Origin of the sequence: Bradyrhizobium sp. 604_D8_N2_3 (assembly GCF_051810765.1) — a bacterium.
GTDB lineage: Bacteria > Pseudomonadota > Alphaproteobacteria > Rhizobiales > Xanthobacteraceae > Bradyrhizobium > Bradyrhizobium barranii.
In genome coordinates this window covers 3,398,288-3,412,664 of record NZ_JBPWPM010000001.1, presented here as the reverse complement: position 1 = coordinate 3,412,664, position 14,377 = coordinate 3,398,288, and the positions used below count along the sequence as shown (strand labels likewise).

Below are 14,377 nucleotides of genomic sequence, written 5' to 3'. Positions count from 1 at the left end.
TCACTCCGCGGCCGCGGCGCCATAGCCGCCGCCGCCGCACATCTCGATCGTGACGAGATCGTCTTGCTGCAACACCAGGTTCGATTTGCCGTCGATGGCGACGTTCGCGCCCTGCCTGATCAGCGAGATGCGGCAGGCCTTGCCGGCTTCGCCGCCCTGCATGCCGAATGGCGGGATCACCATGCGCTCGATGCAGGTGGTCAGGTGCATCGAAGGCGCGAGGATGCGATAGGTGCGAACCGAGCCGTCACCGCCGCGATGCGCGCCCGCGCCGCCGGACTGCCGGCGAATGGCCTGCTGCTCCAGGCGGATCGCGTAGCTCGCCTCGATCACCTCGACCGGCGTGTTCGACGTATTGGAGAGATGCACGCGCGTCGCCGACATGCCGGCCCGATCATGCCGCGCGCCCTCACCACCGCCGTGAACCTCGTAGAGCATCTTCCACGAGCCGTTCTGACGCGGCTCGGCAAAGAACAAGACGCCCGCGGTGGTCGCGCCACCGGCTGACAAGCGCTCCGGAATAGTGTCCTGCATCGCGCGAAAAATCGCATCGACGATGCGCATGGACGTCTCGTGGTTGCCGGCGGCAACGGACGCCATCCAGCCCGGCTCCAGGATCGAGCCCGGGCGTGTGATGATGGTCAAAGGCCGGAGCGCGCCCGCATTCTGGTGCATGTCGCGGCCGCTCATGATGCGTGCGGCATAGGCGACAGCTGAGCGCGCCATGAACGGCGTCGTGTTGCAGAAATTGGAGACGCGATCGCAACTGCCGGAGAGGTCGAAGGTCGCCTCGTCGCCGCGAATGGTGATTTTCACATGGATGCGCGCAGGTGCATTGTTGACGCTGCCGTCGTCGAGATAATCTTCGCCCTCGTAGACGCCATCGGGCAGGTCGCGGAGCGCCTCCCGCATCTCGATTTCGGAGAGATCGTGCAGGCGCGATTGCGTCGCCGTGAACACCGCCTTGCCGTGCTCGCGGCAGAGTTCGACGATGCGCCGCTCGCCGGCCTTGGTCGCGGCGATCTGCGCGAGCAGGTCGCCCTCACAGGATTCGGGATCCCGGACGTTGGCCTTGAGCAGCTGCACGATCGGCGTATTGACGCCAGCTGACGTGGCGATCAGCACCGGCGGAATCCGCATCGCCTCCTGGAAAGTGTCGATCGCCTTGGCAAAATAGCTGCCGGGCCAGGTGCCGCCGATGTCGGGCCAATGCGCGAGGCTCACCGCGAACGCCACGATCTCGCCGTCGACAAAGACGGGACGCACGACCTTGACGTCGTTGAGGTGATTGCCGCCGAGCGCGCCGACATTGTAGATCAGCACGTCGCCGTCGTTCAGGCTCTCGACCGGAACGACCTTCAAGAGTTCGGGGATCGTGTAAGCCATCGCGCCGAGATGGATCGGGATGTCGCGGCCCTGCCCGACCAGGCCGCCGCGGCCATCCGTGATTGCTGATGAGAGATCGCCGGCCTCGCGCAGCAGCGGCGAGCGCGCCGAGCGCGTCATCACCAGGCTCATTTCCTCGGCCGCGGCCGAGAGCCCGTGCCTGATAACCTCGACGACGAACGGATCGAGCTTCATGCCGCCCTCCGCGTCAGGAACAGATTGCCTGATACATCGGGTTTAGCTTGCCAGCCCGGCGGGACCACCACCGTTGACCATGCGTCTTCGATGATCGCGGGGCCGCTGACGACATCGGCCAATTTGGCGCGATCGATGATGGCGGTCGGGATATCGTGGAGGCCGTCGAATGAGCAGGCTCGCTTGCCTGATGACACCGCCCTCACCGCAGTCGCCGGCCGGCTCACCACCGTCGTCGACGGGCGCCGCGCCTGCATGCGCACGGATTCGATGACGCAGGGCTCGCTGGTCGCATAGCCGAACAGTTCGTGATGCCGCGCCAGAAAGTCCTTCTTCAGCTTGGTCACGTCGAGCGGCAACGTGAACGGCACCGGAATGGCATCGTTCTGCGCCGCGTAGCGCATCAGCGCCACCAGCTCGACCTGGATCTCCGCCTGCGCAACGCCGTTGGCGATCAGCGGCGCCGACGCATCGTCCATCAGCGTCCCGATCCGCTCCGACACCCGGGCGAGATCGATACCGTCGAGGGCGGCGCGTAGCGTCTGCTGCTGGAGGAAGCTGAAATCGGCGGTGAGACAGCCCAGCGCCGAGAATGCGCTCGAAGCGCTCGGCACGACAACCTCTGCAATCCCGTAGAGATCGGCAAGGCCCGCGGCATGCATCGGACCGCCACCGCCGAAGGCGAGCAGCGTGCAGTCGCGTCCGTCGATACCACGTTCGACCGTGACGCGGCGAAGCGCACGGGCCATCGTCGCATTGGCGACCTTGATGATGCCGAGCGCGGTTTCGGTCAGACTCAGCCCCAGGGCGCGCGCGATCGGGTCGATGACGCGTTCCGCGGCCTTGATGTCGATGCCGATGCGGTCGCCAAGCTTGGTCTCGGGATTGAGATAGCCGAGCACGGCATTGGCATCGGTGATGGTCGGCTCAGTGCCGCCGCGGCCGTAGCAGGCCGGCCCCGGCTCGGAGCCGGCGCTCTCCGGCCCGACCGTCAGGCCGCCGGGACCGTTTCGCACGATCGATCCGCCGCCGGCCCCGATGGAATGGACCGCAAGCATCGGCTGACGCAGCGGCTTGTCGCCGAGCATGCGGCCGTCGGTCATCTCGGCCTGACCGTCGACGATCAGGCAGACGTCCGTCGTGGTACCGCCCATGTCGAAGGTGAGCATGCGCGATGTGCCGAGCTGGCGCGCGATGCTGACCGATGCGGAGACACCGGCGGCCGGCCCCGACATCGCCATCACCAGCGGCCGCCGCTTCACGGCCGAGATCGGGACCATGGCTCCGGCCGAATGAAACACCTGCAAGCCGGCGCCGATCGGCAGCCGCTGCTCCAGCTCGCTGAGATATTCCACCGCGATCGGCATCGCGGCCGCGTTGAACACGGTCGCGGACGTCCGTTCGTATTCGCGCGCCTCGGGATTGACCTCATGCGACAGCGAGACGTGGGCGACGACGCCCTTGAGGCGCTCGCCCAGCATCTTTTCGTGCACGGGATTGGCGTAGGCGTGAAGCAGTGCGACCGCGACGCTCTGCACGCCGGTCTGCTTCAGCCAGGCCACCAGACGCTCGATCTCGGTCTCATCCAGCGCCTTCAGCACCCGGCCCTCGTGATCGAGGCGCTCGGCGAGCCCAAAGCATCGTTCGGGCGGCACCAAAGGCGGTGATTTCGGCGGAATGTCGAGACGATAGAGATCGCGGCGGCGATAGCGCGCAATCTCCAGCACATCGGCGAACCCTTCGGTCGCGACCAGCGCCACCTTCGGCAGCCGGTTCTCGACGATGGCGTTAGTCACGCGCGTGGTGCCGTGCACGAAGCGCCTGACCTCGCTCTTGCGCAGGCCCACCGCCTCGATCGCCTCCAGCATCGCCTGAACCGGCGCGTCGGGGCGCGACGGCACCTTTGCGATCCGCGCCTCCGCGGAGTCACGCCTGATGGCGATGATGTCGGTGAAGGTGCCGCCGATATCGGTGCCGACTTCCCAGTGATTTTCGGAGGAACTCATGTGCGGGGTCAGTTACGGATGACGTCCGAACCGGACGCCGGGTGCTTGCCGTCCATCGCAACGTCCAATGCCAAACCGAGAGCGCTCATCATCATCCCCTGTCATGCCACCGCCTGCGAGCGTGCGACAGAGCGATGGGCTCGGGATAGGGCCAGAGTTGTCGCAAACCACTAGACCAGCGCAGGACCGACATCATGCAGCGCAACACCGGCTGCACGTTTTGGTGCAGCCATGCCCGCGCAGAGAGCACACGAACGCGAACCGTTCCACGCGACAAACGTGCAGCGCACCACGGATTTCTCCGCGCAAATCGAGACGCCCGCTGCACTGCAATCGGAGCACTCAAAAACGTCTGTCTAATTTCCAGGCGATTGAACGGCGTTGCGGGATAGCCGCATGCCTACGAGCTATGCACGACGGTCGGCTCAGCTTCTCTTTATTGTACGAACAGTAAGAGAGGATATTGCCGGGTCGGATGGTGCGTCGCGGCGACCGCTGCCGATGCAAGCCGCGATTCTCGCAAGCAGCGGCGCGGCATCCTCGACCCGCAGCCGCCCGTAGCCGAACACCAGGCCCTGCCGCGTCGGCTGCTCCAGAAAGTTTTGCGAGAGCGGCTGGACGTGGATGCCGGCCTGCTTCAGGACCGCGGCCGCTTCTCGGTCGCTCCTCCGTGCCTGCATCGCGTCAGTGAACAGCGCCACCAGATGCAATCCGGTGACGGCGGAGGATACGGTGAGATCGTCAGGCATCAGCGCTGTGATCGCATCGATCAGTGCCTTCCGGCGCGCGGCGTAGATCCGCCGCATCCCGCGCAGATGCCGCAGCAGGTGCCCTTCCCGCATGAACTCGGCCAGAGCGAGCTGTCCGATGCCGGAGGTATGCACATCGATGCGCGCGCGGCCCCTGGAAAAGCCCTCGATGAAATGCCTGTTGGCGACGATGTAGCCGAGCCGCAAATTCGGCATCATGATCTTCGAGAAGGTACCGAAATAGATCACCCGCCCCTCGCGATCGAGCGAGCGCAGCGAGGCGATCATGCTGTCCTGGTGCCTGAACTCCGAATTGTAATCGTCCTCGATCACCCAGACGTCGTTCTTGTTGGCCCAGTCGAGCAGTTCGAGCCGCCGCTCCAGCCCCATACTGACGCCGAGCGGATATTGATGCGACGGCGTGACCACGATCAGCTTCGCGCCCGGTGCGCGCCGGATTCCTTCTGAGACGACGAGGCCCTTGTCATCGACCGGAATTGGAACGAGCTTCGCGCCGGCGGCCGTGAGCGCCCACCGGGCCTCGACGAAGCCGGGCTCCTCGACCCAGACCTCGTCGCCGGGATCGAGGATCATCCGGCTGCAGAAATCAAGCGCGCCCGATGTGCCTGAGGTGACGACGACCTCTTCCGGCGAGCAGACGAGCCCGCGCACCGAGCCGAGGAAGTTCGCGATCTCGCTCCGCAAGCGCGGATGGCCCTCCGAGGGAAGATCGAGACACTCCTGCTCTCTTGGATTTTGCCAGGACTGGCGCAACAGGCGCGACCAGTCCTTGAATGGGAAGGTCGAGATGTCAGGCGCGCCCGGGCTGAATTCCGACGGCCAGTTGGTCTCGTAGTCGAAGGCAAGCAGCGAGCGCCAGCGCTCCGACATGTGGGCGGGCTTGGCCGCAGGCGACGTCGCGGACGAAGGCGCGGCATGTGGGGTCGCCACTGACGCCACCATGACACTGCCGCGCGGCATCGATGCAAGATAGCCCTCGGCGTAGAGCAGATCCCAGGCGGTCAACACCACCGTGCGCGAGCAGCCCAATTCGCGCGCGATCTCCCGGGATCCCAGAAATTGCGTTCCAGCCGGAAAGACGCCGCGCAAAATGCCGTCGCGGATGTGCGCCGCGATCTGCAGATGCAGCGGCACGGCCGAATTCCGGTCGATATGCATCCCGGCAAGGGACACGCGCTTGCTCGGGTGACGGCTGTTGTCCATGTCTCGCCCGTCAGGCAACGCAGGTCCTATCCACCGTCATTCCGGGGCGCGCCACTTGGCGCGAGCCCGGAATCCATTTTCCCTCTTTACGTGCGGCGCGATGGATTCCGGGTTCGCGCTTCGCGCGCCCCGGAATGACAACGCGACTCTTCCTTACGCGCTCGCCTGGGTCACGAACTTCGTGTTCAGGTAACCCTCGATCGCCTCGAGGCCGCCCTCGGAGCCGTAGCCGGAATCCTTGATGCCGCCGAACGGCACTTCCGGCAGCGCGAGGCCATGGTGGTTGATCGAGACCATGCCGCTCTCGATATCGGAGCCGATCGCCTGCATCGTCTTGGTCGAGGTCGTGTAGGCATAGGCCGCAAGGCCGTACGGCAGGCGGTTCGCCTCGGCCACCACCTCGTCATAGCTGCGGAACGATGTGATCGGGGCAAGCGGTCCGAACGGCTCCTCGTTCATGATGCGGGCATCGCGCGGCACGTCGGTGATCACAGTCGGCTCGAAGAAGAAGCCTTCGTTGCCGATGCGCTTGCCGCCGGCCTGCACCTTGGCGCCGCGCTGCACAGCGTCGGAGACCAGACCTTCCATGGCGTCGACGCGTCGCGGGTTTGCCAGCGGGCCCATGCGGGTGTCCTTGTCGAGGCCGTTGCCGACCTTCAGGTTCTTGGCCGCGGCGACGAACTTGTCGACGAAGGGCTGATACACGCTCTCATGCACCAGGAAGCGCGTCGGCGAGACGCAGACCTGGCCGGCATTGCGGAACTTGTTGGCCGAGAGGATCTTGGCGGCGTTGTCGAGATCAGCGTCCGCGAACACGATTGCCGGCGCGTGGCCGCCGAGCTCCATGGTGACACGCTTCATGTGCAGGCCCGCGAGTGCGGCCAGATGCTTGCCGACCGCGGTCGAGCCCGTGAAACTGATCTTGCGGATGATCGGGTGCGGAATGAGATATTCCGACACTTCCGACGGCACGCCGAACACCAGCTGGACGACGCCGGCCGGAATGCCCGCGTCGGCGTAGGCGCGCACCAGCTCCATGCAGCTTGCCGGGGTTTCTTCCGAGCCCTTGACGATGATCGAGCAGCCGGCGGCGAGCGCGGCCGAGATCTTGCGGACCGCCTGGTTGATCGGGAAATTCCAGGGCGTGAACGCGGCGACCGGGCCGACCGGCTCCTTGGTCACGAGCTGGGAGACATTGCCCATCCGCGGCGGCACGATGCGGCCATAGGCGCGGCGGGCCTCCTCGGAGAACCAGTCGATGAGGTCGCCGGCAAGCATGGTCTCGCCTTGGGCTTCCACGACCGGCTTGCCCTGCTCCATGGTCATCACGGGTGCGATCTCGGCGGCGCGCGAGCGGATAATGTCGGCGGCCTTGCGCATCAGCTTGTAGCGGTCGAACGGCGAGGTCTTGCGCCAGATCTCGAAGCCGGCCTTGGCGGCCTCCAGCGCGCGGTCAAGGTCCTGGCGCGAGGCGTGCGGGGTCTTGCCGATCGGCTGGCCGGTGGCGGGGTTGAGGATGTCCTCCGACTTGCCGGAGGTGCCGTCGGTCCACTCGCCGGCGATGAACATCTGAACTTTCGGGTACATCCCTGGTGTCTCCTGCATGATTTCGGCGGCGATCAGCATTGGCGCCCGGCCGCCTCATAAGTGAGCGCAGAGCTACACCGAAAGGCGGCCGGCGAAAAGAGATCAATGATGCCGCAGCAGCGCGAGGATGGTATGCGCAACAGACGACATGGCGTCGTCCCGATACGATTATTTTTCCGTCACACCAGGCTCGACTTGCCGCGGCTCAGCACCTCGCCCGCGCCCTTGTCGCCGACGATCCTGCCCTGCTCGTACACCACGCGGCCCCGCGCGATGGTGGTGACAGGCCAGCCGGTGACGTCAAAGCCCTCCCACGGCGTATAGTCCGCGCCGTGGTGCAGGTCGGCCTGCTGAATCGTCTTTGTCAGCTTCGGGTCCCACAGCGCGATGTCGGCGTCGAAGCCGACGCCGATCGAGCCCTTGCGCGGATAGAGCCCGTAGATCCGCGCATGATTGGTCGCAGTCAGCTCGACGAATTTCTGCAAGCTGATCCGCCCCTTCGAGACGCCTTCGGAGAACAGGATCGGCAACCGGGTCTCGACGCCCGGGATGCCGTTCGGCACCCAGCGGAACGAGGTGCGTGCATTCGGCGTCAGCTTGCCCTTGGGGTCGTCGTAGCGGAACGGGCAGTGATCGGACGAGAAGGTCTGGAACACACCGGTGGTGATGCCTTCCCAGATCGCCTGCTGGCTTTCGGCATCGCGCGGCGGCGGCGAGCAGACATACTTTGCGCCTGACATGTCCATGTTCAGGCCCTTCATGTCGTCGGCCGTCAGCGTGATGTATTGCGGACAGGTCTCGGCATGCACCGGCAGTCCGCGCTGCTGGGCCCAGCGCACCTGCTCCATCGCCTCGCGGCCGGAGACGTGGACGATCATGATGGGGACGCCGATCACCTCGGCATGGCTGATGGCGCGATGCGTCGCCTCGCGCTCGACGGCCTCCGGCCGCGACACGCCGTGATAATAGGGCGCGATATGGCCCTCGCGTTCGAGCTTGGCGGTGAGGAAACGGATCGCGTCGTAACCCTCGCAATGGACCATGACCAGCGCCTCCTCGCGGCGCGCGACGTCGAACACTTCCAGCAGCTGCTTGTCGCTGAGCACGAGGTCGTCATAGGTCATGAACACCTTGAACGAGGTGTAGCCATCCTTGACGAGAGCCGGCAGCTCCTGCCCGAGCACGACTGCGGTGGGGTCGGAGATGATGAGGTGGAAGGCGGTGTCGATGTAGCACTCGCCCTCGGCGAGCTTGCGGTAGTTCTCGACGCAGGTGCGCAGCGACGTCCCCTTCTCCTGGAGCGCGAAGGGTAACACCATGGTGTTGCCGCCGGCCGCCGCCGCGCGCGTTGCCGAAGCAAAATCGTCGGCCATCACGACGTCGGGGCCAGAGGCCTGGGAGATGTGGACGTGACTGTCGATCCCGCCCGGCAGCGCCAGCAGCCCCGTCGCGTCGATCTCGCGCGCCGCGCCTTCAATGCGGTCGGCGATGCTGACGATGCGTCCGTCGCGAATGCCGATATCGGCGCGAAATTCGTCGCTGGCCGTCACGATGGTGCCGCCGCGAATGGCGAGATCTAGCTGCGTCACAGGTGTCTCCGTCACTTGATGATCGCTGATGTCTGGAAGATCCGGCCCCACGCCGTAAGGGCCGCGATGTCGCCACCGGCGAGTTCGAGCGTCCGCCACAGCGTGACCGCGACCGAGTCCAGCACGGCGATGCCCAACTCCCGTTCGAGTGCTGCAGCCAGCGCGGCGCCGTCGAGATTGGTGCAGAGAATGACGACGGCATCGGCGCCGTCCGCCGCGACCGCGCGGATCATGTCGGCGATCGTCGCGGGCGTGACCTCACCGAAGGAAAAGTTATCGCGCAGGCCGAGATGCCGCTCGGCGTGAGGGGCGATCCCCTCCTCGGCCCAGACATCGCCGATACGCCGTTGCACGTCGTCCGTATAGGGTGAGACCAGGCCGACGCGTCCGGCGCCGAGCGCCCGGACGGCGTCGATGCAGGCGAGCGTGGAGGTCGTCGCCGGGATATCGGTCCGCGCCGCGATCGCTTCGCACAGGCTCCGGTCGCGGCCGGTACCGAGCCAGCTTGCCGACGTGCCGTTCCAGGCAATGGCATCGACCTTGGCGTCCGCCAGCAGATCCGCCGCCGGCAGCATCACCGAGGCATCGAACTGGTTCAGCGCCGCGGCATCGAGCGCGATCTCGGTGACGCGGAAGCGCGAGAAATGAACGGTGACTCCGGCCACGCCATGCAGCATGGAATTGGTGACGGGCTCCAGCACCGAGTTGGACGACGGGGTAATCATGCCGAGGCGCTTGCGCTGAATTGACATCGATCACGATCGCCCCATTGAGAGAGCGCACCGCTGCGCCCCCTCGGAGGATCATCCGCGCCTGCCATCGCCCGCGCAACCCGCAATTTGCATGGCGCATATGATTTGTTCGATACGCAGCTCAAGCCGCGAAGGTCGACCGCAAGCGCCGCCAGCCGATGACGATGCCGGTGACGGAAAATGCCAGCCCCAGCAAGCAGAGCCCGACGACCAGGATATCGCGCAGACGCGGATGCGCCATGAGAACGGGAAAATCGAGCGTGTGAAGCGCGCTATAGAACCAGCGATAGGCGCGCCGCGAGGCATCCAGTCTTTGCAGCACGCGGCCGTCGGCACCGTCGATGTCGAACCAGAGGTCGCCGCATCGGGAGCGATAGACGGGCGCTCCGGGGACAACGGAGTGCGCGGGATAATCGTCATTGTCGGCTAGAACGGACGGGGCGCCACAGCCCGGCGCAAGGCGCGTCGTCAGGTCATGGACATCCCTCTCGCCGAGGAATGCCACCTGGCGGCTGCGGATCGCCTCCCCCGTTTTGGTCAAGGCCTGACTGGCGAGGCCGGTACGGTCGCGCCGGTAGACAACACCGTTGACGGCGAACCATTCGACTTCGCGAGCCGACGGCTGACCGACCGGTGGGGCCGTCGTCCAGTCAGGCGCGGCATACACCACGCCCGCTTCGGTCGGGGTCAGTTCCCCGCGCGAGAACAGCCGGCCGTGATCCATCGAGAGCCAGCCACTGAAACTCCAGGTCAGCACGAAAACGGTCGCGACGAGACCAATGATGTGATGCAGGGCGTGCCAGCCGCGATAAGGCGACGAAACCCCGCGCCCTCGAATCCTGATCCTGATAGTTCCAAGCACCGCGCCGAGCGTCGCGGCGATAAAAGCCACCAGCGACAATGTCGAGACCACCCGATCCCAAAGGGACCAGTTGCTCCTCAGGACCGTCGGATAGATCCAGTGCAGGACGCTGCCGGCCCAATTCCAGCCGCGTTCGCTGCGGGTCGTATCCAGCACGACTTCGCCGGTGCGCGAGGAGACATAGACCTCGGTTCCGGCCGCATCGCCAAGAGCGACGCGCAACAGAGGCCGGTGTCGATCAAAGCCGTTGGGTACGCTCCATTGATCATAATCCGCGCCCGAAATCATCGACGCCCGCGCGGCATCGAGCCCGCGTTGCCGGGCATGATCCCGCGCGATACCGACCGCGACGTCGGCGGACGTCACCGATGCATCCCGTCCGTCGGAGGCATGGACCGCACGCACACGCGACGGGTTCGACACGACATAGACCGGCCCGTCGCTCCGCTGGACCAGGCGAACGCGCGTGGCGTCCGCGATCCCGCTCGCGGCGACGGCCTCCGCGACCGCAATCCTCACCGCTCCGCCAGCCACCGGCGCGAGCCCGGCAAAACGTTCCGCTTCCGCCAATGACGGAAACGGGACGAAGTGCATCACGATTCCGCTCGCGAACCACATCGCGAACAGCAGGCAGAACGCGATCCCGAGCCAGCGATGCAGCAGCACGATCGCGTTCATCATGTGGTCAGCGCCCTACCATTTGAACGCGGCCGAGAGCTCATAGGTCCTGGGCGCACCGAGCAGGATCTGGTCGGGATAGAACGGATCGCCCCAGATCGCGTAGCGCTTGTTGGTGATGTTGCGCACGCGGAAGCCCAGACGGGCCTGGTCGACCGCGTTGAACACCGTCTTCGGGATGTCGACGAAGGCGTAGACGTCGGCGACGGTGTAGGCCTTCATCGTCACGACGTTGGCATCGGTGTTGTAGCGGTCGCCGACATAGCGGCCCGTGATGCCGAGCTCCACCGGCCAGGGCGTGAAGAACCGGTACGACGCACCGGCATTGGCCACGACACGCGGCACGTTCGGCGGCGTGTTGCCGGAGAACGAACCACCGGCAAAATTGTAGTCGGCATAGCGTGCATCGACATAGGCGATGTTGCCCCAGAGCCGCAGGGGATCGATCGGGCGTACGGCCGCGGCGAGCTCGACGCCCTTCGACTCCTGCCGTCCCGCGATGTTGAGCTGCATGCCGCCAGCCGCCGCATAGACGTTCTTGCGCTCGATATCGTAGGCCGAGAACGACCATTCCGCCCTGTTGTTCCACAACAGATGCTTGACGCCCGTCTCATAGGTGCGCGAGGTCGTCAGGTCGAGCGGCTGGGCTGGCCCAAGCAGGAAGATGTTGTTGGCTGAGACGTCAGCACCGGTCGCGTACTGACTGAAGAAGGTCAGGCCGGGAACGGCGTCCCAGGTATAGCCAATGCGACCCGTCGTCGGGACCCAGGACTTCGAGAACGGGAAGTTCGCCTTTTCCAGCCCGGCGGCGTCGGTCGAGTTGCGGTCAAGCCCGATATGCTCGACGCGGAGGCCGCCGACCAGCGCGAAGGTTCGCGTGAGCTTCACCCGGTCCTCGAACGACAGCGCCTCGTTGTCGATGCGCGCGGTCTGCTGCTGCGTCGTGAGCAGGCCGTAAAGGCCACGGTCGGGATTGACGAGCGAGACGTAATCGTCCGGGAAGTTGGCCGCGCCTGGCCTGACGAAATCGAGATAGCTGGACGAAAGTGTCGTGACCAGGCGGTTGTCGAAGCCTGCGATATTAGCGTCCCAAATCAGGTCGGTAATGTTGCCGACAAGGCGTTGGCTATGTGCAACATAGAAGCGCTCGCGATCGACCATGTTCGAGTTGGGCAGGCCCGTACTGGCATTGAAAGCCTCGATCTCGTTGTTGAACCAGGTACGCTCCGCGCCATAGGCATAGGCTTGGCTCTTCAGCGTCAGGTCAGGCGCCAGCTTCAGTTCGAAGCCGCCGCGCAGCCACACCTCTTGTGCCACGTTGCGGTTGTCGAGAACGTTGTAATTGGTGTTGAAGGTACGATCGTCGATCGTGATCGCACCGAGATTCGTTTTGTTGAAGTTCGAGACGTAATTGCCCGAAACAATCCCGCTCGTCGCATGCGAACTGCTGAAGGCGACCGGTACCAGCGGTGCGCCCCAATAGGCCTTCGAGCGATCTTCCCGGTACTCGATCGCGCCCCAGATCTTGAGGCTGTCGGAGATGCGGTAATTGAGCTGGCCAGACACATCCAGCGTCTTGGTATTGGTGTCGTCGGCAAAGCCATTGAGCGAGGCGCGGCTGATGTCGAAGCGGTAGTCGAGCCCCTGCAAATTGGTGCTGCCGCCCGAGCCGTAATGGACGCCGAACGAGTTGAGCGAATCCCAGGAGAAGTCAGCGTCATTCCGGATCGGCCCGGTGTGTGGCTGCTTCGTGATCAAGTTGATTGCGCCACCGGCGGCACCTTCGCCCGACATTAGCGAGGCCGGACCTTTCAAAAATTCCACGGCTGCGAGATTGGCCGTATCCGTGATCCGCGAGGTCATGTTCTGCGGACCGATCTTGATGCCGTTGTAGAGCATGTTGATCTGGCTGTTGGTGAAGCCACGCATGGAGAAAGCCGCGGGCTCGGCCGGATTGTCGCCGGAGGTGACACCGACCGCGCCCTGCGCAACCTCCGACACGGTGCGATAGCCCTGCTCCCGCATGGTCTCGGCCGAGATGACCTCGACGGTCGCGGGGTCTCCTGCACGGTCAGGCCGAGGCGCGAGGCGCTCTCGGCAACCACATTGGTGTTGAGCGGCGTCTGCGCCGCCGCGGTCGGCACGACGGGCTTGGCCGCGGCCGATGCGGCCGCTGGCCTGCGCGATGCTGCGCGGCGTGGGCTCTGCGCGTCCCGGGCCGCCGGCTTTGCCGGTTTGCGGGATTGGGCGGGCGACACCTCGACCGGCGGCAGCGGCTCGCGGGCCTGCTGCGCCAGCGCTGCGGGCAGATCGGCGACTGCAAATGAAGTAAGCGCGGCGGAAGCGAGCAGGAAGCAACGCGGTCGTACAAGACGAATGGAAGACACAGTTCGGGACCTCGGTATGACGTCAGTGGCACGTCACAGCGAACCAGGTCCCACCTCCGGCCTTTGAGCCTTCCGATGAAGCCGAATGTCTGTACTCCCCGACCGACATCTTCGCGTGTGACCACGGCTGACGGCAGGTCTCCTGGCTCGCGGGTCAGTACCTTGCATCGCCTTCCCGGGACCGAGATACCCAGTGGCTCGTGACGCAAGATTCGCCGCTTACAGTTGCGGGGGCAGCCGCGGCATTGGGGACAAAATCCCCGCACCGCATTCCCTTTTCATCCCCACTCGGGGAAACCGTCAAAGCCATCTAGGATTACCGACAAGACAGAGTCAATGTGCCGGTGCGACGTTATTACCACCGCGACCAACTTCCTTGGAGATAGGTATGGAAGGCGAGACCTTCCTCTGGCTGATACGGCATGCGCCCGTCGACGGCGTCAAAGGGACGATCCATGCGGCCGACGCGCCCGCCGATCTCGGCGATCGCGTGCAACTGGAGGCGTTGCGGCAGAGGCTTCCGCCAGATGCTGCGAGCTTGGCGAGCCCGGCGCGACGTACGGTTGAGACGGCGCGCGCGCTGGGACTCGAACCCGCGTTGGTGCCCGAATTAAGTGAGCAGGATTTTGGCGACTGGACCGGCCGGCGGCATGACGAGCTCGCGGCGACCGGCGGCGAGACCTATGCGCAGTTCTGGAGCGATCCGGCGCACGGGCGGCCGCCGGGCGGCGAAAGTTTTGAGGATCAGGTCGTGCGCGTCCGGCTGGGTCTCTCGCAAATCGGCGCCGGCTCGGCAACGCTCGTCGTTCACTCCGGCACCATCCGCGCCGCGCTCTGCATTGCGCTGGATCTGACACCACAAGCGGCCCTGCGCTTCGTGATCGATCCGTTGTCACTGACCCGGATCGACCGGCTCGCCACCGGCTGGCGCGTCGTCGCGGTCAATCAGCGCGCGGCTTGAG

8 protein-coding genes, 1 pseudogene and 1 riboswitch are annotated in these 14,377 nt (G+C 65.3%); of the genes and pseudogenes, 1 reads left to right on the top strand and 8 read right to left on the bottom strand.

Going from position 1 to position 14,377, the window contains the following annotated elements; genetic code table 11:
* The 8 genes and pseudogenes from AB7245_RS16150 to AB7245_RS16115 form a co-directional block, all read right to left on the bottom strand.
* Entirely contained in the window at nucleotides 1–1,581 is a 1,581-nt protein-coding gene (locus tag AB7245_RS16150) for a hydantoinase B/oxoprolinase family protein (RefSeq protein ID WP_085403146.1), read from the bottom strand.
* On the bottom strand, nucleotides 1,578–3,587 hold the full coding sequence (locus AB7245_RS16145) for a hydantoinase/oxoprolinase family protein (protein ID WP_085403145.1): 2,010 nt from the start codon (nucleotides 3,585–3,587) through the stop codon (nucleotides 1,578–1,580). Before AB7245_RS16145 ends, AB7245_RS16150 begins: the two co-directional genes overlap by 4 nt.
* A 425-nt stretch (nucleotides 3,588–4,012) precedes the next feature.
* Nucleotides 4,013–5,560, bottom strand: coding sequence for a PLP-dependent aminotransferase family protein (locus AB7245_RS16140; protein ID WP_085403144.1), 1,548 nt, complete (start codon nucleotides 5,558–5,560; stop codon nucleotides 4,013–4,015).
* A gap of 153 nt (nucleotides 5,561–5,713) precedes the next feature.
* Nucleotides 5,714–7,147, bottom strand: coding sequence for an NAD-dependent succinate-semialdehyde dehydrogenase (locus tag AB7245_RS16135; RefSeq protein ID WP_085403211.1), 1,434 nt, complete (start codon nucleotides 7,145–7,147; stop codon nucleotides 5,714–5,716).
* Nucleotides 7,148–7,326: 179 nt separating this feature from the next.
* Nucleotides 7,327–8,736: a dihydropyrimidinase gene (gene hydA, locus AB7245_RS16130; protein WP_085403210.1), complete on the bottom strand. Its 1,410-nt coding sequence runs from the start codon at nucleotides 8,734–8,736 to the stop codon at nucleotides 7,327–7,329.
* An 11-nt stretch (nucleotides 8,737–8,747) separates the two neighbouring features.
* Nucleotides 8,748–9,488 carry a maleate cis-trans isomerase family protein gene (locus AB7245_RS16125; RefSeq protein WP_085403143.1) on the bottom strand — a complete coding sequence of 247 codons (741 nt, stop codon included), beginning with the start codon at nucleotides 9,486–9,488 and terminating at the stop codon, nucleotides 8,748–8,750.
* Nucleotides 9,489–9,609: 121 nt separating this feature from the next.
* The gene (locus AB7245_RS16120; RefSeq protein WP_085403142.1) at nucleotides 9,610–11,031 is read right to left on the bottom strand and encodes a PepSY domain-containing protein; all 1,422 of its coding nucleotides are present in this window, start codon (nucleotides 11,029–11,031) and stop codon (nucleotides 9,610–9,612) included.
* A 12-nt stretch (nucleotides 11,032–11,043) separates the two neighbouring features.
* Nucleotides 11,044–13,415: pseudogene (locus tag AB7245_RS16115) on the bottom strand (TonB-dependent receptor).
* Between the two features lie 115 nt (nucleotides 13,416–13,530).
* A riboswitch (cobalamin riboswitch) is annotated at nucleotides 13,531–13,732 on the bottom strand.
* Between the two features lie 71 nt (nucleotides 13,733–13,803).
* Here AB7245_RS16115 and AB7245_RS16110 point away from each other — a divergent pair.
* A complete protein-coding gene (locus AB7245_RS16110; protein ID WP_085403140.1) occupies nucleotides 13,804–14,376 on the top strand; it encodes a histidine phosphatase family protein in 573 nt (190 codons plus the stop codon).
* Nucleotide 14,377: the final 1 nt, after the last annotated feature.

What these genes read in the sequence shown, in the direction of transcription:
- AB7245_RS16150 (WP_085403146.1), bottom strand. Translation starts at nt 1,581, where the DNA reads ATGAAGCTCGATCCGTTCGTCGTCGAGGTTATCAGGCACGGGCTCTCG.
- AB7245_RS16145 (WP_085403145.1), bottom strand. Translation starts at nt 3,587, where the DNA reads ATGAGTTCCTCCGAAAATCACTGGGAAGTCGGCACCGATATCGGCGGC.
- AB7245_RS16140 (WP_085403144.1), bottom strand. Translation starts at nt 5,560, where the DNA reads ATGGACAACAGCCGTCACCCGAGCAAGCGCGTGTCCCTTGCCGGGATG.
- AB7245_RS16135 (WP_085403211.1), bottom strand. Translation starts at nt 7,147, where the DNA reads ATGTACCCGAAAGTTCAGATGTTCATCGCCGGCGAGTGGACCGACGGC.
- AB7245_RS16125 (WP_085403143.1), bottom strand. Translation starts at nt 9,488, where the DNA reads ATGTCAATTCAGCGCAAGCGCCTCGGCATGATTACCCCGTCGTCCAAC.
- AB7245_RS16120 (WP_085403142.1), bottom strand. Translation starts at nt 11,031, where the DNA reads ATGATGAACGCGATCGTGCTGCTGCATCGCTGGCTCGGGATCGCGTTC.
- AB7245_RS16110 (WP_085403140.1), top strand. Translation starts at nt 13,804, where the DNA reads ATGGAAGGCGAGACCTTCCTCTGGCTGATACGGCATGCGCCCGTCGAC.